Origin of the sequence: Streptococcus sp. SP8, from assembly GCF_030440045.1 — a bacterium.
GTDB classification, from domain to species: Bacteria; Bacillota; Bacilli; order Lactobacillales; family Streptococcaceae; genus Streptococcus; species Streptococcus parasanguinis_I.
Window position 1 is genome coordinate 26,054 of sequence record NZ_JAQFJL010000011.1, and the last position, 19,350, is coordinate 45,403.

The 19,350-nt window shown below is 44.5% G+C and carries 22 protein-coding genes and 1 tRNA gene; 21 read left to right on the forward strand and 2 right to left on the reverse strand.

Annotated features, from left to right (window positions below; all coding sequences use genetic code 11):
* The first annotated feature begins 60 nt into the window (after nt 1-60).
* Together PCY11_RS07815 and PCY11_RS07820 are read left to right on the forward strand one after the other, a co-directional pair.
* On the forward strand, nt 61-447 hold the full coding sequence (locus tag PCY11_RS07815) for a VOC family protein (protein WP_049522638.1): 387 nt from the start codon (nt 61-63) through the stop codon (nt 445-447).
* Nucleotides 448-455: 8 nt separating this feature from the next.
* On the forward strand, nt 456-2,774 hold the full coding sequence (locus PCY11_RS07820) for an HAD-IC family P-type ATPase (RefSeq protein WP_049522637.1): 2,319 nt from the start codon (nt 456-458) through the stop codon (nt 2,772-2,774).
* 186 nt (nt 2,775-2,960) lie between these two features.
* Here PCY11_RS07820 and PCY11_RS07825 read toward each other — a convergent pair whose 3' ends face one another.
* Complete coding sequence (locus PCY11_RS07825; protein WP_024056054.1) at nt 2,961-3,305, reverse strand: DUF3397 family protein; 345 nt, start codon at nt 3,303-3,305, stop codon at nt 2,961-2,963.
* Nucleotides 3,306-3,465: 160 nt separating this feature from the next.
* Here PCY11_RS07825 and rplK point away from each other — a divergent pair, with 160 nt between their 5' ends.
* The 7 genes from rplK to PCY11_RS07860 all read left to right on the forward strand — a co-directional run bounded on the left by rplK (nt 3,466) and on the right by PCY11_RS07860 (nt 8,405).
* Nucleotides 3,466-3,891, forward strand: coding sequence for a 50S ribosomal protein L11 (rplK, locus tag PCY11_RS07830; RefSeq protein ID WP_003005369.1), 426 nt, complete (start codon nt 3,466-3,468; stop codon nt 3,889-3,891).
* Nucleotides 3,892-3,988: 97 nt separating this feature from the next.
* The gene (gene rplA / locus PCY11_RS07835) at nt 3,989-4,678 is read left to right on the forward strand and encodes a 50S ribosomal protein L1 (RefSeq protein ID WP_003005355.1); all 690 of its coding nucleotides are present in this window, start codon (nt 3,989-3,991) and stop codon (nt 4,676-4,678) included.
* Between the two features lie 163 nt (nt 4,679-4,841).
* Complete coding sequence (pyrH, locus tag PCY11_RS07840; protein WP_003005706.1) at nt 4,842-5,573, forward strand: UMP kinase; 732 nt, start codon at nt 4,842-4,844, stop codon at nt 5,571-5,573.
* A 19-nt stretch (nt 5,574-5,592) separates the two neighbouring features.
* Nucleotides 5,593-6,150 carry a ribosome recycling factor gene (frr, locus tag PCY11_RS07845; protein WP_003005165.1) on the forward strand — a complete coding sequence of 186 codons (558 nt, stop codon included), beginning with the start codon at nt 5,593-5,595 and terminating at the stop codon, nt 6,148-6,150.
* Nucleotides 6,151-6,249: 99 nt separating this feature from the next.
* Nucleotides 6,250-7,104: an RNA-binding virulence regulatory protein CvfB gene (gene cvfB / locus PCY11_RS07850; protein WP_003005366.1), complete on the forward strand. Its 855-nt coding sequence runs from the start codon at nt 6,250-6,252 to the stop codon at nt 7,102-7,104.
* Nucleotides 7,105-7,114: 10 nt separating this feature from the next.
* Nucleotides 7,115-7,330 (forward strand): YozE family protein, encoded by a 216-nt coding sequence (locus tag PCY11_RS07855; RefSeq protein WP_003005127.1) that lies wholly within the window; start codon nt 7,115-7,117, stop codon nt 7,328-7,330.
* Nucleotides 7,331-7,409: 79 nt separating this feature from the next.
* A complete protein-coding gene (locus PCY11_RS07860; protein ID WP_023918766.1) occupies nt 7,410-8,405 on the forward strand; it encodes a PhoH family protein in 996 nt (331 codons plus the stop codon).
* 47 nt (nt 8,406-8,452) lie between these two features.
* Here PCY11_RS07860 and ald read toward each other — a convergent pair whose 3' ends face one another.
* The gene (gene ald, locus PCY11_RS07865; protein ID WP_023918764.1) at nt 8,453-9,565 is read right to left on the reverse strand and encodes an alanine dehydrogenase; all 1,113 of its coding nucleotides are present in this window, start codon (nt 9,563-9,565) and stop codon (nt 8,453-8,455) included.
* Between the two features lie 200 nt (nt 9,566-9,765).
* Here ald and PCY11_RS07870 point away from each other — a divergent pair, with 200 nt between their 5' ends.
* The 12 genes from PCY11_RS07870 to secG all read left to right on the forward strand — a co-directional run bounded on the left by PCY11_RS07870 (nt 9,766) and on the right by secG (nt 19,318).
* Complete coding sequence (locus PCY11_RS07870; RefSeq protein WP_070466351.1) at nt 9,766-10,335, forward strand: GNAT family N-acetyltransferase; 570 nt, start codon at nt 9,766-9,768, stop codon at nt 10,333-10,335.
* A gap of 50 nt (nt 10,336-10,385) precedes the next feature.
* Nucleotides 10,386-10,458 (forward strand) — tRNA-Thr (locus PCY11_RS07875).
* 394 nt (nt 10,459-10,852) lie between these two features.
* The gene (tetA(46), locus tag PCY11_RS07880) at nt 10,853-12,577 is read left to right on the forward strand and encodes a tetracycline efflux ABC transporter Tet(46) subunit A (protein ID WP_070466347.1); all 1,725 of its coding nucleotides are present in this window, start codon (nt 10,853-10,855) and stop codon (nt 12,575-12,577) included.
* A 1-nt stretch (nt 12,578) separates the two neighbouring features.
* Complete coding sequence (tetB(46), locus tag PCY11_RS07885; RefSeq protein WP_070449688.1) at nt 12,579-14,315, forward strand: tetracycline efflux ABC transporter Tet(46) subunit B; 1,737 nt, start codon at nt 12,579-12,581, stop codon at nt 14,313-14,315.
* 97 nt (nt 14,316-14,412) lie between these two features.
* Nucleotides 14,413-14,910 (forward strand): rRNA maturation RNase YbeY, encoded by a 498-nt coding sequence (ybeY, locus tag PCY11_RS07890; RefSeq protein WP_003005431.1) that lies wholly within the window; start codon nt 14,413-14,415, stop codon nt 14,908-14,910.
* Nucleotides 14,891-15,289, forward strand: coding sequence for a diacylglycerol kinase family protein (locus PCY11_RS07895; RefSeq protein ID WP_003005463.1), 399 nt, complete (start codon nt 14,891-14,893; stop codon nt 15,287-15,289). The genes ybeY and PCY11_RS07895 overlap by 20 nt, the downstream gene beginning before the upstream one ends.
* A 29-nt stretch (nt 15,290-15,318) precedes the next feature.
* Nucleotides 15,319-16,218: a GTPase Era gene (gene era, locus PCY11_RS07900; protein ID WP_003004993.1), complete on the forward strand. Its 900-nt coding sequence runs from the start codon at nt 15,319-15,321 to the stop codon at nt 16,216-16,218.
* A 48-nt stretch (nt 16,219-16,266) separates the two neighbouring features.
* Nucleotides 16,267-17,091: a DNA-formamidopyrimidine glycosylase gene (gene mutM, locus PCY11_RS07905; protein ID WP_301362665.1), complete on the forward strand. Its 825-nt coding sequence runs from the start codon at nt 16,267-16,269 to the stop codon at nt 17,089-17,091.
* Complete coding sequence (coaE, locus tag PCY11_RS07910) at nt 17,092-17,688, forward strand: dephospho-CoA kinase (protein WP_301362666.1); 597 nt, start codon at nt 17,092-17,094, stop codon at nt 17,686-17,688.
* Between the two features lie 16 nt (nt 17,689-17,704).
* Complete coding sequence (locus PCY11_RS07915) at nt 17,705-18,904, forward strand: multidrug efflux MFS transporter (protein ID WP_301362668.1); 1,200 nt, start codon at nt 17,705-17,707, stop codon at nt 18,902-18,904.
* Entirely contained in the window at nt 18,894-19,043 is a 150-nt protein-coding gene (gene rpmG / locus PCY11_RS07920) for a 50S ribosomal protein L33 (protein ID WP_003005699.1), read from the forward strand. The genes PCY11_RS07915 and rpmG overlap by 11 nt, the downstream gene beginning before the upstream one ends.
* A gap of 41 nt (nt 19,044-19,084) precedes the next feature.
* Complete coding sequence (gene secG, locus PCY11_RS07925) at nt 19,085-19,318, forward strand: preprotein translocase subunit SecG (RefSeq protein WP_003008189.1); 234 nt, start codon at nt 19,085-19,087, stop codon at nt 19,316-19,318.
* The last annotated feature ends 32 nt before the right edge of the window (nt 19,319-19,350 follow it).

Consider the following 19,350-nt stretch of genomic DNA (forward strand, 5'->3'; position numbering starts at 1 on the left):
GGAAAAAGGGCATATGCCCCACTCCCTTTTCTTTTTATAGAAAATAGAAAGTAGGACCAGATGAAGTTAGACACGATTCATCATATTGCCATCATTGGACGGGATCGCGACGCTATGTTGCATTTTTATGTGGACCAGTTGGGCTTTGCGATTGTCAGTGAGTATGACCGTCCCGAACGCGGAGATATCTTGATCAATCTCCGTCAGGGGCAGCTGACTTTAGAACTCTTTATCAAACCGACAGCCCCAGAACGGCCTAAGCTCCCCTTGCCCGAGCATGCGGGACTGCGTCATCTGGCCTTTCAAGTGGATGATGTAGAGGCCTATCTAGCTAGATTGGATCAGCTAGGTATTGAGAATACAGGCCTTCGCTATGATGATTTTGATGGCAAGAAGATGGCATTTTTCTTTGATCCAGAAGGATTGCCCTTGGAAATACATGAGTGAGGAAAGCAATGGTTAGATTAGAAGGACTCAGTCAGGAAGAAGTAGCCAAAAAGATCCAAGAGGGCAAGCAAAATAGGGTCACGATTAAGACAGAAAAAAGTATTGGGCAGATCATTCGAGACAATGTCTTTACTTACTTTAATCTGATTTTCCTGGTCTTAGCGGTCTTGCTGGTAGCAGTGAAGTCTTGGAACAATCTCTTGTTTGTCCCGGTCGTCGTGGTCAACTCCTTGGTAGGAATTGTGCAGGAAGTCCGCTCTCGACGGATCTTGCGTCAGATGCAATTTCTGCATATGAGTGAGGCGATCGTTCTTCGCGAAGGAAAAGAAGTCGCTCTACCGATCGATCAGCTGGTAGAGGGCGATCTGGTTCGTTTTCAAGCTGGAGATCAGATCTATGCGGATGGGGTCTTGCTGGAGGGCGAGCTAAAAGTCGATGAGTCGCAATTGACAGGTGAAGCCGATGAGGTCAAAAAAGGAGCGCAAGATGCGCTCATGTCAGGTAGCTTTGTGATTGCTGGTCAAGGACTGGCACGATTGGATAAAGTTGGGAACGACTCCTACATCAACCAATTGAGCCTGGAAGCCAAGCAGGTCAAGTCTCATGAGGAGTCCGATATGGTCCATGCGGTCAATCGCATTGTGGGGATCATTGGTCTCCTTATCATTCCGCTAGGTTCGCTCCTTTTTCTTCGCAGCTATATCAGCCTAGGCGATAGTCTCAAGCTCAGTGTGACTTCAACAGTCGGGGCCTTGATCGGGATGATTCCAGAAGGCTTGTATCTCTTGATGACCTTGGCACTGGCTCTGGGTGCTGTCAGATTAGCCAAGGAAAAGGTCCTGCTCAATAGCATGAAGGGGATTGAGACCTTATCGCGCGTGGATATCCTTTGTGTCGATAAGACAGGGACCATTACAGAGCCGGGTATGGAAGTAACAGAGATTCGTCCAGTTAAAGACGCTCAAGACTTGGAAGCTCTAGCTCAGTATGTAGAAGCTAGTATGGATCAAAACGATACCATGGATGCCATCCGTAAATTCCACAAGACACAAGTCAGCCAGCCTTGGGAGGCTCTCGACATTCAGCCCTTTACGTCTAAGAAAAAGTATGGGGCCATTGCCTTTGAATCTGGGATCTATGTATTGGGGGCTCCAGAATTTGTCTTACGAGAGGGCTTCTCTGAGCTTGAACAAGAGATAGCTCCTGCTACTCAGGCAGGGAATCGGGTCTTGGCCTTTGGGAAATATAAGGGAGAACACCTGGGAGAGACTTTAGAGGCTCCTGTAGACTTGGTAGCCTGGATTATTCTCTCCAATCCTTTGAGAAAAAATGCCAAAGAAACCTTCGCCTACTTCAAACAACAAGGAGTGACCATTAAGGTCATTTCAGGGGACAACCCAGCTACAGTTTCTGCCATCGCGCAAAAAGCAGGCATTAAAGGAGCAGAAGATCTAATCGATGCCAGAACCTTGCTGACGGAAGAAGACTTGCACCAAGCGGCGAGCCAGTATACAGTCTTTGGTCGAGTGACACCAGAGCAAAAGAAAAGCCTTGTAGAAGGCTTGCAGGCAAAGGGGCATAAAGTCGCCATGACTGGAGATGGCGTCAACGATATTCTGGCCCTCAAAACAGCGGATTGTAGTATTGCGATGGAATCTGGAAATGATGCGACCAAAAAGATGGCGCAAGTGGTTTTACTGGATTCCGACTTTGGAAAGATGCCGTCCATCGTGGCAGAAGGTCGGCGGGTGGTCAATAATATTCAACGATCAGCCAGTCTCTTTTTGATCAAGAATATCTTTTCCATTTTGTTGGCCATCTCAGTGACGCTTTTAGCCTTTACCTATCCCATTATGCCGTCACAGATGTCTTTGATCAGTGGTTTTACGATTGGGATTCCAGGATTCTTTCTAGCGCTTGAGCCCAATAGCGAGCGCATCAAAGGGCGCTTTATCGAAACGGTCTTTAAAAATGCGCTACCTGCTGCCTTGACGGATTTTATACTGATCTTTAGTTTGGTATTGCTCTCTTCAACATTTGGCATGAGGTCGGAAGAACTCTCAAGTGCAGCCATCTGCTTGATGGCCTTCGTTGGCTTTACCATTATCTATCAAGAATCCCAGCCTCTCAATCACTACAAGAGACTGGTTCTTCTAGGAAATATCCTAGCCTTCCTGGTTTCAAGTAGTATCTTAGGGAGATTCTTTAACATGAGCCCCTTGAGGCTTCAAACGCTGCTTATCTGCGCTATCATGGCAGTTCTTGCTCTCTTCTTGATTCAAGTATTCAAGAAACTAGTGGGCTGGTTCTTTCATCGAAAGAAATAAAAAAGAGAGTGGGACAGAAATCGGTAATTCGTTAGAATTCGATTTCGTCGTCCCACCTCCGCACAGTTGAGTATGGCTGTAAAAGCTGATGAAATCAGCGTAGTAGAGCCCACTCAACCACTGTGTCTTGCTCGACAATCCAAAAATAATTGAGAGGCTAGGACTTTTGTCCCAGCCTCTTTGCCATTAGATAAACAAACTAGCGGTTAAGATCAGATAGAGCAAGAAGGTAACTAGAAATCCAGCGCGCCAGAAGTATTTGATAAATTTCGGATAATAAAAACACTTTTTCTTTTTTAAGAAATAAATCGTTAGCCCCAAGGCCAAAAGCGAAAGGCTCAAGGCTAATAGTGGTAAGAGGCTGTGGTAAAAGGCGCTGTCTGAGATCAGGTAGTACTCCAAGGCAAATAAAGGAAAGGCAATATCGGTAGATCGCCATCCTCTTTTTTGGAGTTTAAAGAGGTGAACAATGATGCCGCTCAGAATCAGCGTTAAAAAAATAAATAATACAGAAGCAACTTTGATTAACATAGCTTCATTCTATCATAAAACGAAAAAAAAGTTTACTATATTTTAATTTTTTCTTGCAAAAAAAGAGAAATCGTGTATAATAGAAAGGTATGCACAAAGCATACTTGTGGGAGGTAAAAATCTGTAATTACCGCCAAAACCACAAAGGAGGATTTAAGAAATGGCTAAAAAAGTCGAAAAACTTGTAAAATTGCAAATCCCTGCTGGTAAAGCTACTCCAGCTCCACCGGTTGGTCCAGCGCTTGGTCAAGCAGGTATCAACATCATGGGATTCACTAAAGAGTTTAACGCTCGTACAGCTGATCAAGCTGGTATGATCATCCCAGTTGTTATCACTGTTTATGAAGACAAATCATTCGATTTCGTTACAAAAACACCACCAGCTGCTGTTCTTTTGAAAAAAGCTGCAGGTGTTGAAAAAGGTTCAGGTACACCGAACAAAACGAAAGTTGCAACTGTAACTCGTGCACAAGTACAACAAATCGCTGAAACTAAGATGCCAGATTTGAACGCTGCAAACATTGAGTCTGCAATGCGTATGATCGAAGGTACTGCTCGTTCTATGGGATTCACTGTTACTGACTAATTGTAACAATCCTATTTGCCCGCAATACACTTGATCAAATGACGAGTGACGTGGGAGATGAAAATCGATATGACCACATTACAAGGAGAAAGATAAAATGGCTAAAAAAAGCAAACAACTTCGTGCTGCTCTTGAAAAAATCGACAGCACAAAAGTCTACAGCGTAGAAGAAGCTGTAGCTCTTGCAAAAGAAACTAACTTTGCAAAATTTGACGCAACTGTAGAAGTTGCTTACAACTTGAACATCGACGTGAAAAAAGCTGACCAACAAATCCGTGGTGCAATGGTATTGCCAAACGGAACTGGTAAAACAGCTCGCGTACTTGTATTTGCACGTGGTGCAAAAGCTGAAGAAGCAAAAGCTGCTGGTGCAGACTTCGTAGGTGAAGATGACCTTGTTGCGAAAATCAACGATGGTTGGTTGGACTTCGACGTTGTTATCGCTACACCTGACATGATGGCTCTTGTTGGACGTCTTGGACGTGTCCTTGGACCACGTAACTTGATGCCAAACCCTAAAACTGGTACAGTAACAATGGATGTTGCGAAAGCAGTTGAAGAGTCTAAAGGTGGTAAAATCACTTACCGTGCTGATAAAGCAGGTATCGTTCAAGCGATCATCGGTAAAGTTTCATTCGATGATACTAAATTGGTTGAAAACTTTAAAGCTTTCAACGACACAATCCAAAAAGCAAAACCAGCTACAGCTAAAGGTACTTACGTAACTAGCTTGACTTTGACTACAACTCAAGGTCCTGGTATCAAAGTGGATGTTAACTCACTTTAATTGAAATGAAAAGCTGCCTTCGGGTAGCTTTTTTTGTACGCCATTTTTATTTGCTACAGTTGGTAAAACTAATCGGATGGAAAAAAGAAAATTTTGATAGATATGACTATATAAAAAACGTAATTTATGGTAAAATAATACAGATCAAAAAAGGAGAGAGAAAATGGTAGAACCTAAGTATAAACGTATCTTAATCAAGCTATCTGGTGAGGCTCTTGCCGGCGAACGTGGTGTCGGAATCGATATCAAAACTGTCCAAAATATGGCCCAAGAAATCAAGGAAGTTCATGAACTTGGAATTGAAATTGCCTTGGTGATTGGAGGGGGAAACCTTTGGCGTGGAGAACCTGCTGCTGAAGCAGGGATGGATCGTGTCCAAGCAGACTACACAGGTATGCTTGGGACTGTCATGAACGCTCTTGTGATGGCTGATTCGCTTCAACAAGTTGGCGTGGATACCCGTGTTCAAACTGCGATTGCCATGCAACAAGTCGCAGAACCATATATCCGTGGTCGTGCCCTTCGTCACCTTGAAAAAGATCGGATCGTGATCTTTGGTGCAGGGATCGGTTCTCCTTACTTCTCAACAGATACGACCGCAGCCCTTCGTGCAGCTGAGATTGAAGCAGATGCCATTCTCATGGCCAAAAATGGGGTCGATGGTGTTTACAATGCCGATCCGAAAAAAGATGCTTCAGCTGTGAAATTTGAGGAATTGACTCACCGTGATGTGATCAATAAAGGTCTTCGCATCATGGACTCAACAGCTTCTACACTCTCCATGGACAACGACATTGACTTGGTTGTCTTTAACATGAATGAACCAGGCAATATCAAACGTGTTGTCTTTGGTGAAAATATCGGTACAACCGTATCGAATAACGTAGAAAAATAATAGAAAATAGAGGAAGATTATGGCAAACCCAATCGTAGAAAAAGCAAAAGAAAGAATGACCCAGTCTCACCAAAGTTTGGGACGTGAATTTGGTAGCATCCGTGCTGGACGTGCAAATGCAAGTCTTTTGGATCGTATTTTCGTAGAATACTACGGAGTAGAGACTCCATTGAACCAATTGGCATCTATCACCATTCCAGAGGCGCGTGTCTTGTTGATCACACCATTTGATAAATCATCTTTGAAAGACATCGAGCACAGCATCAATGCTTCTGACCTTGGTATCACTCCAGCCAACGATGGATCTGTTATCCGCTTGGTTATCCCAGCTTTGACAGAAGAAACTCGTCGCGACTTGGCAAAAGAAGTGAAAAAAGTGGGTGAAAATGCTAAAGTAGCGATCCGTAACATTCGTCGTGATGCTATGGATGAAGCGAAGAAACAAGAAAAAGCAAAAGAAATCACAGAAGATGAATTGAAAGGTCTTGAAAAAGAGATTCAAAAAGTTACGGATGACGCTGTTAAGCATGTAGATGAAATGACAGCTCACAAAGAAAAAGAATTGATGGAAGTTTAATCCATCCCAACCATTACAGGAAAGATAGACTCAGTTGGCACTGCTGGCTGGGTTTTATTTCCATTATTCTTGTGAAGAGGCAAGAGGAAAGAAGGAAACATGAATACGAATCTAGCAAGCTACATCATGGGAATGGTCATCGATGAAAATGATCACTTCTATTTTGTTCAAAAAGATGGCCAAACCTACGCGCTTGATAAAGCAGAAGGCCCACACCAAGTCGGAGAAAGTGTCAAGGGCTTTGCCTATACAGATATGAAGCAAAAACTACGACTCACGACACTTGAAGTCACTGCAACTCAAGAAAGCTTTGGCTGGGGAACGGTCACGGAAGTGCGCAAGGATTTGGGAGTCTTCGTGGATACAGGGCTTCCAGATAAGCAGATTGTTGTCTCACTAGATATCCTACCGGAGATCAAAGATCTATGGCCTAAAAAGGGCGATCGTCTCTATATTCGTTTAGAAGTCGATAAGAAAGATCGGATTTGGGGGATCTTAGCCTACCAGGAAGATTTCCAGCGTTTGGCTCGTCCAGCCTACAACAATATGCAAAACCAAAACTGGCCAGCCATTGTCTACCGCTTGAAATTGTCTGGGACCTTTGTTTACCTTCCAGAGAATAATATGCTGGGCTTTATCCACCCAAGTGAGCGCTATGCAGAACCTCGTTTGGGAGAGGTCTTAAATGCTCGCGTTATTGGTTTTCGTGAGGTGGACCGGACCTTGAACCTATCTTTGAAGCCACGCTCCTTTGAGATGTTGGAAAACGATGCCCAAATGATTTTGACCTATTTGGAAGCCAATGGTGGCTTTATGACCTTGAATGATAAATCATCTCCAGAAGAGATCAAGGCAACTTTTGGGATTTCAAAAGGCCAGTTCAAAAAGGCCTTGGGTGGCTTGATGAAGGCCAAAAAAATCAAGCAGGACCAGTTTGGAACAGAGTTAATCTAAGAGGAGGCTTATGCGAAAATCGTTTTATACTTGGTTGATGACGGAGCGTAATCCTAAAAGCAATGCTCCTAAGGCCATTCTAGCAGATCTTGCTTTTCACGAGTCTGCTTTTCCCAAGCATACAGATGACTTTGACGAGGTCAGTCGCTATCTAGAAGAGCATGCGAGCTTTTCCTTTAATCTTGGCGATTTTGATGCGATTTGGGAAGAATACCAAGCCCACTAGAGAAGGATAGGTCGAGGATGGTTTTTTCTCGGCCTCTTTGTTATAATAATAGAAAAATACAGGTAGAGAGGTTCTTTATTTGCAAGAACATTCAGTTGAAATTACATTAACGCATCCAGACGATCTCTTTCATTTGTTTGGATCTAACGAACGCCATCTTCGTTTGATGGAGCAAGAATTTGGGGTAACTATTCACGCCCGGACAGAAATCGTCCAAATCATTGGGGAAGAAGAAAGCTGCGAGCAGGTTCGTCAAGTCATCCAGGCTCTTTTGGTCCTCGTCAACCGTGGCATGACCATTGGAACGCCGGATGTGGTGACCGCCATTACCATGGTGAGAAATGGTGAATTGGATAAGTTCATCGCTCTCTATGAAGAAGAGATTATCAAGGATAGTTACGGTAAGCCCATTCGAGTTAAAACGCTTGGTCAAAAGATCTATGTGGATAGTGTCAAGAATCATGATGTCACTTTTGGGATTGGACCAGCGGGGACTGGGAAAACCTTCCTAGCAGTGACCTTGGCTGTGACTGCCCTCAAGCGTGGTCAAGTCAAGCGGATCATTTTGACGCGTCCTGCTGTTGAAGCTGGAGAGAGCCTTGGTTTCCTTCCAGGAGATCTCAAAGAAAAAGTAGACCCTTATCTACGTCCGGTCTATGATGCTCTTTATCAAATTTTAGGGAAAGACCAAACCACTCGGATGATGGAGCGGGAGATTATCGAGATAGCGCCTTTGGCTTATATGCGGGGGCGGACCTTGGACGATGCCTTTGTCATCCTCGATGAAGCGCAAAACACCACCATCATGCAGATGAAGATGTTTTTGACCCGTCTTGGTTTTAACTCTAAGATGATTGTCAATGGAGATACTAGCCAGATTGACCTTCCTCGAAATGTCAAATCCGGCTTGATTGATGCTCAGGAGAAATTGAAGAACATTTCTCAAATTGACTTTGTGCATTTCTCTGCCAAGGATGTCGTTCGCCATCCAGTAGTAGCAGAGATTATTCGGGCCTATGAGCCCATTCCAAATCCAGTCCTCAAAGAAAAACCGGATGTGGAAGAAGAAGAATAAAAGAAAAGGCAAAGATCATCAGATCTTTGCCTTTTTTATGTTAGAAATTAAACCAATTCATCGATTGGGGTGAAGTCGCGCTCTAAACCAGTAGCAACAGGTTGGCTTGTGATATGGCCTTGGTAAGTGGTGACCCCTTGGCGCAGGCCTTCGTCGAGGGCAATTGCCTTGTGGAAGCCATTGTCAGCTAGGGATTCGACATAAGGAAGGGTCACATTGGTAAGGGCGATAGTAGAGGTACGAGCGACAGCCCCTGGGATATTGGCAACGGCATAATGGAGCACGCCATGTTTTTCGTAAACTGGCTCCGTATGCGTTGTGACACGGTCTGCTGTTTCGATAACCCCACCTTGGTCAACGGCCACATCGACGATGACTGAACCGGGACGCATTTGTTTAACCATATCGTCTGTCACTAATTTAGGAGCTTTAGCACCAGGAATCAAGACAGCACCGATGACAACATCGGCATCACGGACGCTGGCCTCAATATTAAATGGGTTGGACATAAGGGTTTGGATTTGATGACCAAAGACATCTTCCAGAACAGCCAGACGTTTGGCGCTGATATCTAAGATGGTCACTTGGGCACCGAGTCCAAGGGCGATACGAGCTGCGTGGGTTCCAACGACCCCGCCTCCGATGATGGTGACTTTCCCTTTGGGAACACCTGGCACCCCACCTAGGAGGACGCCTGATCCACCTTCTTGTTTGGTCAGGAAGTGAGCACCGATTTGCACGGCCATCCGTCCAGCAACCTCACTCATTGGCACCAAGAGAGGCAATTGTCCATCAAGGTCACGCACCGTTTCGTAGGCCACCCCTGTTGTTTTAGCTGAGACCATAGCGTCCGCTAATTCTGGAGCAGCAGCCATATGCAAGTAAGTGAAGAGCAAGAGGTCTTCGCGAAGGAAGCCGTATTCTTCAGCGAGAGGTTCTTTGACTTTGACCACCATCTCAGCGGCCCAAGCTTCTGCAGCAGTTGCTACAATAGTCGCTCCTTGTTTGGCGTAATCTTCATCGACAAAGCCAGAACCAAGTCCAGCATTTGTTTCCACCAACACTTGATGTCCTTTCTTCACCAAGCTTTGTACGCCTGCAGGTGTCAAACCGACCCGATTTTCGTTGTTTTTAATTTCTTTAGGAATTCCAATGAGCATTTTTGCCTCCTTGCTCAGATTTAGGTGTAAAAAGGCCATTGGTGTGAGATTGCTCTCTTGACTCAATGACCTTTTCACTCCTTATCTGATTGTTTTGATTGATTTTATTGTATAGAAAAGTGGGTTAAAAAGCAAGAAAAATTTGAGCTTGCCTTCCTTTAGGTTATTTGCTAAACTAATCCCTAAAGAAGGAGTGTCAAATGGAAAATTTATATGTGAAGTTAGCGGCTTATCTAGAAATAGAGACTGAGCGCTTGCACTTGCGTCCGGTCACTCTTGAAGATGCACCAGCTATGTTTGAGTATGCTTCTGATGAGACAGTTACGCGCTATACCTTTGCAACCAATCAAAGTATAGAAGAGACGCGTAATAATATTGCCCTCTTTTACCTAGCGAGCCCACTTGGAAGATGGGGGATCGAGCTCAAAGAAAATGAAAAATTTATAGGGACGATTGATTTACTGGATTTGGATCTTTGTCTGAAGAAGGGGAGTATTGGCTATGTTCTGAATAAAGATTATTGGAACCAGGGTCTTGCGACAGAGGCTACCAAGGCAGTCATTGCCTTGGCTTTTGAACAGTTAGGAATGAACAAGCTCATTGCTGTTCATGATAAGGACAATCCAGCTTCTGGCCGGGTGATGGCTAAATCAGGTATGAAATATTCTCACGAGGAGCCCTACGCGATGCTAGACTTGCATGAAGAGGGGCGAATGGTGACAAGAGTCCACTATGTCCTCACGAAGGAAGAATATTTGGCAGAAAAATGATTCAGGATATTGACAAAAGACCTATCTCCATGATATAGTAGATAGGTACTGCTGGTTTAGCTCAGTCGGTAGAGCGCATCCATGGTAAGGATGAGGTCGCCGGTTCAATCCCGGCAACTAGCATAGCAGAAGAGAGAAGCTTAGAGAAGATCTAGGCTTCTTTTTTTGCGAGTCTATCTTTAACAGTCCGGCTTTTTTCAACAATTTTCAAAAAAACGTTGACAAGCAAGGAAATCCGTGGTAAAGTTAGAACAACAAAGAGAAAGGAGAAAACCATCATGAACAAAGTAGATGTTTTGATGACACAATTGAATACACAACTTCTCCAATCTCAGTTGAGTTCTATGTAAAAATTGAATGAAACCCAAGATGGAGGAGTCTGTCTTGGGTTTTTTGTATGCATTTTTGCCTGCCTTAACTGAATTGGTGACAGGCATCAGAAGGCCCAAGTGTGGACTGAGCACCTACTCAGCTCCTTGCTTGGGTTTTTTCTGTTCCATTTTGAAAAGGAGAATATATGATCAGAGCTATTTGGGAGTATATCAGGGAGCGCAAGTGGCGATATGTGAAGATCGCTATGGTCCTGATTCTTTATGATTACACCTTATTGATCCCGACGCAAGTTATCCAGCGTTTAGTGGATCATTTGAGTCAGCAGACGCTGACGCAATCGAACTTTGTATGGGATATGGTCCTATTGGTAGGGTCAGCCATCCTCAATTATTTGACGGCTTTTTATTGGCAGTTGCGACTCTTTCAGTCGTCAGTCCATTTCAAGGCGACCCTTCAGGGTCAAGCGTTTCGTAAGCTAGTAGCCATGCGGCGTCCCTTTTTTGAGAAATTCCGTTCAGGAGATCTCTTGACGCGCTTTACGACAGATGTGGATGGGATGGCCGATATGGCTGGTTACGGGATGATGGTGCTCCTGTTTGGCGGTGGCTTGTTTGCCTTTATTATTCCGACCATGTTTTTCATTTCTTGGCAATTAACCTTGATTTCCTTTATTCCCATGATCTTCCTCGTCGTCTCTACCTATTTTTTGAGTAGAAAGCAGGAGGAGTATGTTGAGCAAAACCGGGAAGCAGTCGCTCAGTTGAACGATGAGGTCTTGGAGTCGATCGAAGGGATCCGGGTCATGCGGGCCTATAGTAGACGGGACCAGCAGGTCAAACAGTTTCAGAAAAAAACAGCCAGTCTCTCCAAAACAGGGGACAAAATTGCCTCTATCCAGTATTCTTTTGGACCTTTAGCCCTGTTGTTTATTGGATTCTCGACGGTCTTGCTCCTGCTATTTGGAGGCCAGTCCCTGGCAAGCGGGCAGTTGAGCCTTGGTAAGTTATTGGCTTTACAGCTGTATTTGGTCTTCTTAATTGAGCCTATGTGGATGATGGCGGACCTGATCTTGGTCTACCAGACAGGTCAAATGTCCTATAAAAAATTAAAAGAAGTGATTGATGAAACGGATGATCTGGAGCCAGATGGTCCTCACTACTTAGAGCAGATTGATTTGGTGCAGTTTAAGGACTATTCTTTCAGCTATCCTGGTGTTGAGCGAAAGAGCCTGTCAGGCATTGATTGGACCATTCAGAAAGGACAGACGGTTGGAATTGTTGGTCGTACCGGTGCAGGAAAGACTACCCTGGTTCGACAATTCTTGCGGCAGTACCCAGTTGGTGAGGGAGAGTTTTTGGTCAACCAGCAACCGATCGTGGACTACAACCGACACTCCATCGAAGAAAAAATTGGCTATGTTTCCCAAGAACATATTTTATTCTCCAAGTCTATCCGTGAGAATATAGCGCTTGGTAAAAAAGGAGCCAGCCAAGATGACTTGGTGGAAGCAGTAGCCCAAGCTGCTTTTGCGGATGATCTCGAGCGGATGTCTCAGGGAATGGACACCCTGATCGGTGAGAAAGGGGTCTCTGTATCAGGAGGTCAAAAACAACGGATTTCTCTGGCACGTGCCTTCTTAAGAGATGCAGAGCTCTTGCTGTTAGATGATTCCCTTTCGGCAGTAGATGCTAAGACTGAACAGGCCATTATTGACACGCTTCAAAAGGAACGAAAAGACAAGACGACCATTATTGTTTCTCATCGCTTGTCTGCTGTTCATCAGGCGGATTGGATCATCGTCTTGGATCAAGGACAGATTGTAGAAGAAGGCAGAGCTAGTGATTTATTGGCTCAAGAAGGCTGGTATTATGAACAATACCAACGGCAACAAAAACAGGAAGGAGAATAAGATGAAAGTTTTGAAACGATTATTATCTAGGATCACGCTTTATCCAACTGTCTTTCTTGCTGGCTTTATTTGCCTCTTACTAGCCACCATTTTTTCTGAATTGTCACCCTTTCTTCTCCAAAAGATGATCGATGGGCCTTTGACCGCACTGACCCACGGTGGCGGGCAAGGTGACTTGCTTCAGATGGGAGGATTTTATCTCTTGGTCTTGAGCCTGGGGCAGCTGATTAGCTACATGGGAAATCGGATCTTGCTACATGGAAGTAATCAAGTAACCGCTAGTCTGAGAGATCAAGCCTTTCAAGTCATGCAAGGGCTGCCTATTTCTTATTTTGATGATAAACCGGCTGGGAAGATCGCGACAAGAATTGTCAATGATACGGAGACCTTGCGGACCCAGTTTTATAACTCTTGTATGATTTTAGTCATTTATTTGGTTCGCTTTCTCTTTATCCTAGGGATTCTCTTTTACCTAAGTCCTATGATGGGCCTTCTCTTGTGTTTGGTCTTTCCAATTTTCTATGGGATTCAGTATCTCTACAAGGTCATGACGGACCAGCCGATGAAGGATTTCTTTGATGCGCGAAGCGAGGTCAATACCCAGGTCAATGAACTCTTGCATGGTGCCAGTATGATTCAGCTCTATCATCAAGAGCCTGGTGTGGTAGAGGAGTTTGAAGCCACTACCCAGAAGATGTTAGGAGCCAATGATCGAATCCTCTTAGCCGATTCTATTGCTTCTTGGACCTTGACGGAATTGCTCAAGTTTTTAGTGATTGCAGGCATTTTGACTATAGCTGGGATTTCTTTCCTACAGGGTAATATCGGTGTGACGGCTGGTTTCTTATTTATCAATATTAACTATGTCATTAATCTATTTGATCTCATGGCCAATCTCAGTCGTCAATTCCCAAATATTCGGCGATCCTTAGAAACGGGGAGCCGCGTCCTTGCCTTCTTAGACCAACCCTTAGAGGCCGATGGTGCATCGGAACTGAAGATAGAAAAGGCAGAAGTCGTGTTTGACGACGTTCAATTTGCCTATGAAGAAGGCAAGCCAGTTCTGCGGGATATTGCCTTTCAGGCTAGTCCAGGTCAAACCATCGCTCTTGTGGGCCATACTGGATCAGGTAAGTCTTCCATTATGAACCTGCTCTATCGTTTTTATGATCCTCAAGAAGGAGCGATTTTGATTGATGGTCAAGATATTCGCCAAGTCTCTCGTGAGAGCTTACGCAGCCATATGGGGATTGTTCTGCAGGATCCTTATCTATTTACAGGAACCATAGCTAGTAATGTAGCCATGAGTCAGGATCACATTGATCGGGATGCGGTCAAAGATGCCTTGAAAAAAGTCGGGGCTTGGCCCTTTGTAGAGCGCCTTGAAAAGGGAATCGACCATCCAGTCGTAGAAAAAGGATCCGCCTTTTCAAGTGGTGAGCGCCAATTGATTTCCTTTGCGCGGACGCTCTATATGAATCCGCAAATTCTGATTTTGGATGAGGCTACCTCTCACATCGATACGGAAACAGAAGAAATCATCCAGAAGGCTATGGCAGTCCTGCAAAAGGGCCGGACCACCTTTATCATTGCCCATCGCTTGTCCACTATTCAAGATGCGGATCAGATCTTAGTCTTATCCGAAGGGCGCATTGTGGAACGTGGTAGACACGAGGAACTGGTTGCACAAGGCGGGATCTATGCCCAGATGAATGCCATCCAGCAAACAGTGGTGTAAGATTGTCCTGCAAAGAAAAAGATTGAAAACCAGCCTGTATCTAGTATATAGGCTGGTTTTTGTGATATAATAAAGTGATAATAGTGAGGTGATCCAGATGTATATTGAAATGGTAGATGAGACTGGTCAAGTCTCTGACGAAATCTTAAAACAAACGCAAGAAATTTTAGAATTTGCTGCTCAAAAAATTGGGAAAGAAGACAAGGAAATGGCTGTGACTTTTGTAACCAATGAACGCAGTCATGAACTAAATCTTGAATACCGTGATACGGATCGTCCGACGGATGTCATCAGTTTAGAATACAAGCCAGAGATGGAGATTTCTTTTGACGAGGAAGACCTTGCAGAAAATCCAGAATTGGCAGAGATGATGGCTGAATTCGATACCTATATTGGTGAGCTCTTTATTTCAATTGATAAGGCGCGTGAGCAAGCCGAAGAATATGGCCACAGTTTTGAGCGCGAAATGGGATTTTTAGCAGTGCATGGTTTTCTTCACATTAATGGCTATGATCATTATACGCCGGAAGAAGAAAAGGAAATGTTTGGCTTACAGGAAGAGATTTTGACAGCCTATGGACTCACAAGACAATAAGCGAAAATGGAAAAATCGGGACTTCACTTCAAGCCTGGAGTTTGCGATAACAGGAATTTTTACTTCGATCAAAGAAGAGCGCAATATGCGCAAACATGCCTTATCAGCCCTTGTAGCAATTCTTGCTGGTTTGGTATTTAGGATTTCTGCGACAGAGTGGCTCTTTTTGTTGCTCAGCATCACCTTGGTGATTGCTTTTGAAATTATGAATTCAGCCATTGAAAATGTGGTGGATCTAGCTAGTAACTACCATTTCTCCATGTTGGCAAAGAATGCCAAAGACATGGCGGCTGGAGCAGTCCTCGTCGTATCAGGCTTTGCCCTACTAACAGGACTGGTGATTTTTGTGCCCAAATTCTGGGCCTTGGTATTTGGATAAGAGGGAGTATGCCCTCGTGAAAGGATAATATGACATTTAAATCAGGCTTTGTAGCCATTTTAGGACGTCCCAATGTTGGGAAGTCAACTTTTTTGAACCACGTCATGGGGCAAAAAATTGCCATCATGAGTGACAAGGCGCAGACAACGCGCAACAAGATTATGGGAATCTACACGACCGATAAGGAACAGATCGTCTTTATCGATACCCCAGGGATTCACAAACCCAAGACAGCGCTTGGAGACTTCATGGTGGAGTCGGCCTATAGCACCCTTCGAGAAGTCGATACCGTTCTCTTTATGGTGCCAGCAGATGAGCCACGTGGGAAGGGCGATGACATGATCATCGAGCGCCTCAAGGCTGCTAAGGTGCCGGTTATTCTGGTGGTCAACAAGATCGACAAGGTGCACCCTGACCAACTCTTGGCGCAAATCGATGACTTCCGTAGTCAGATGGATTTCAAGGAAATCGTGCCGATTTCAGCCCTTCAAGGAAACAATGTTTCGCGTTTGATTGATATTTTAAGTGAAAACTTAGAAGAAGGTTTTCAATATTTCCCTGCTGACCAAATCACTGACCACCCAGAGCGCTTCTTGGTCTCTGAAATGATCCGTGAAAAGGTCTTGCACTTGACGCGGGAAGAAATTCCCCACTCTGTGGCAGTAGTAGTGGATTCTATGAAGCGGGATGAGGAGACAGATAAGGTTCATATCCGTGCAACCATCATGGTCGAGCGCGATAGCCAAAAAGGCATTGTCATCGGAAAAGGTGGCGCCATGCTCAAGAAGATTGGAACCCTTGCGCGTAAGGATATCGAGCTCATGCTAGGGGACAAAGTCTTCCTAGAAACCTGGGTCAAGGTCAAGAAAAATTGGCGGGATAAGAAATTAGACCTAGCTGATTTCGGATACAACGAAAAAGAATATTAAGAAGAGGTGGGCAGAAGCCTGCTTCTTGTTTTTAGAGAAGGAGAAGCTATGCCTGAATTACCAGAAGTAGAGACGGTTCGACGCGGTCTTGAGAAATTAATTCTTGGGAAAATCATCCAGTCCGTGGAAGTAAAGTATCCAAAGATGATTCAGACGGATCTGGATACTTTTCGTCAAGATCTCCCAGGCCAAGAAATTCGGGTCATGGGGCGCCGTGGGAAATACCTTTTATTTTATCTGACGGATCTGGTCCTCATCTCGCATTTGCGGATGGAAGGCAAGTATTTCTTTTATCCAGACGAGGTTCCTCTTCGCAAGCATGCCCATGTCTTCTTTCATTTTACAGATGGTAGCACCCTGGTCTATGAAGATGTCCGCAAGTTTGGGACCATGGAAGTCCTCATACCTGAGCTTGTCGACAGCTATTTTTTGGCGAAAAAAATTGGTCCAGAGCCGACGGAAGCGGATTTTAAAGCACCAGCCTTCCAAGCAGCTCTTAAAAAATCAAAGAAACCCATTAAATCAGCTCTTTTAGACCAAAAATTAGTAGCTGGTTTGGGCAATATTTATGTGGATGAGGTTCTTTATCGAGCCAAGGTTCATCCAGCCCGTTTGGGTCAAAGCTTGACTGCTAGAGAAGCCAAAGCCGTTCGCAAAGAAACGATTGCTGTGCTTGCTCAAGCTGTTGAAAAGGGTGGCTCCACCATTCGCTCCTACAGCAATGCCTTCGGAGAGGATGGTACCATGCAGGAAGAGCACCAGGTCTATGGGAAAACAGGCCAGCCTTGTTTGCACTGCGGGACACCGATCGAGAAAATCCAGCTGGGGGGACGCGGAACCCATTTTTGCCCGCACTGTCAAAAGGAGAACTAGATGGCAAGAATCATCGGATTAACAGGAGGGATTGCTTCAGGAAAGTCCACTGTGACCTCCTATCTGAGAGAAAAAGGGTATCCTGTCATTGATGCGGATCAAGTGGTTCATGGTTTGCAGGCACCAGGAGGAGCCCTCTACCGTGTCCTAGTGGATCATTTTGGTAGAGAGATCCTTACCAAAGAAGGAGAGTTGGATCGCGTCGCTTTGGGTCAGCGGATCTTTTCAGCCCCTAGTGAAAGAGACTGGTCCAATCGCGTCCAAGGAAGGCTTATTCGTGAGGCTCTAGCTGAGGTAAGAGACAGACAAGCTGCACAATCCGATCTCTTTTTTATGGATATTCCTCTCTTAATCGAGCAGCACTATGACGAGTGGTTTGAATCTGTCTGGTTGGTAGCTGTATCAAAAGAAACCCAGCTCAAACGCTTGATGGAACGCAACCACTTATCAGAACTGCAGGCCCAAGAACGCATCGCGTCTCAAATGCCGCTAGATGAAAAAAGAGTCCATGCAGATCTGGTCTTAGACAATAATGGCGATCTAACGGCCCTCTATGTCCAATTAGATGCAGCCCTAAAACAATTAGAAAGAAGATGATTTTATCACAAGAGAAATCAATTGGCGTAAAAATCTATATATTGCCTGGATCGGGTGCTTTTTCATCGGAGCCAGCCTTTCTTTAGTCGTCCCTTTTATGGCCCTCTTTGTGGAAGAGTTGGGTGTTACGGGCAAGGCTGTTCCCCTTTATGCTGGGATTGCCGTCGCGAGTTCTTCTGTGACTTCTGCGATCATGTCTCCCATCTGGGGGAGCTTAGCCGACCGCTATGGTCGAAAACCTATGATGCTTAGAGCTTCCATTGCCATGACGCTGACCATGGGAGGCATTGCCTTTGTCCCTTCTGTCTTTTGGCTCTTGGTCCTTCGCTTGCTCAATGGGGTCTTTTCAGGCTTTGTCCCTAATAGTACAGCCTTGATTGCCAGTCAAGTTCCCAAGGACCAATCCGGCTATGCCCTAGGGACCTTGTCGACCGGTGTCGTGGCTGGAACCTTGATGGGGCCTTTGATTGGAGGACTCATTGCTGAAAATCTAGGAATGCGCAATGTCTTTCTCTTGGTCGGCTTCTTTTTATTTTTGGTTTCCCTCTTAACCTTCTGGGGTATTGAGGAAGAGTATGAGCCCCTTCCAAAAGAAGAACAAAAATCCAGTTGGCAGTTGCTCATGTCTATTCAGCAAAAAGATATCCTCTTGGGACTCTTTTTGACCAGCATGACCATTCAAATGATCGCCCAATCTATTTCTCCGATCCTGCCTCTTTATGTGCGAGCTTTGGGACAAAGAGATAACCTGATCTTTGTATCGGGGATGATTGTTTCAGCTATGGGAGTCTCTAGTATGCTCTTTTCAGGTTGGATGGGAAAACTCGGAGACCGAATCGGGAATCACCGGCTCTTATTAATCGCCCTTCTTTATAGTGGCTGTCTCTATATCCTTTGTGCCCAAGCGCAATCACCCCTTCAATTAGGGATTTTACGCTTCCTCTTTGGGATCGGGACAGGAGCCCTACTACCTGGAGTTTCTGCATTATTGAATCGTTTAACCCCTCCTGAAGGGATTTCTCGGATCTTTAGCTACAACCAGCTCTTTTATTACTTAGGTGGTGTATTAGGGCCAATGATGGGATCGAGTATTTTCATGCATTTTGGCTATCATTGGGTATTTTACGGTACAGCCCTTTTGGCCTTTACCGATTTGATGTTCCTCTTATTCTTATTTAGAAAGTATTTGAAAGTGAGAGACGTACGTGCGAATTAAAGTTCAATTGACCTGCACCAGCTGTGGGAGTCAGAATTATTTGACCAGTAAAAATACCAAAACCCATCCTGAAAAGATCGAGGTCTTGAAGTATTGTCCCAAGGAAAGAAAAGTAACCTTACATATTGAATCAAAATGATTTTCATGGTATAATAGTGAGGATTTTAAGGAGTTTTGAATATGAGCGGAGCATTAACAACTATTTTACTAGTATTATCAGTATTGATTATTATCGCAATTTTTATGCAACCAACAAAAAACCAATCGAGCAACGTCTTTGACGCAAGCTCAAATGACTTGTTTGAACGTTCAAAAGCGCGCGGGTTTGAAGCCGTGATGCAGCGTTTAACAGCTATTATGATCTTCTTTTGGTTATTGATCGCGATGATCTTAATGGTACTTTCTAGTAGATAAGATAGGCTCAGACAATGTCTTTGCCTATTTTT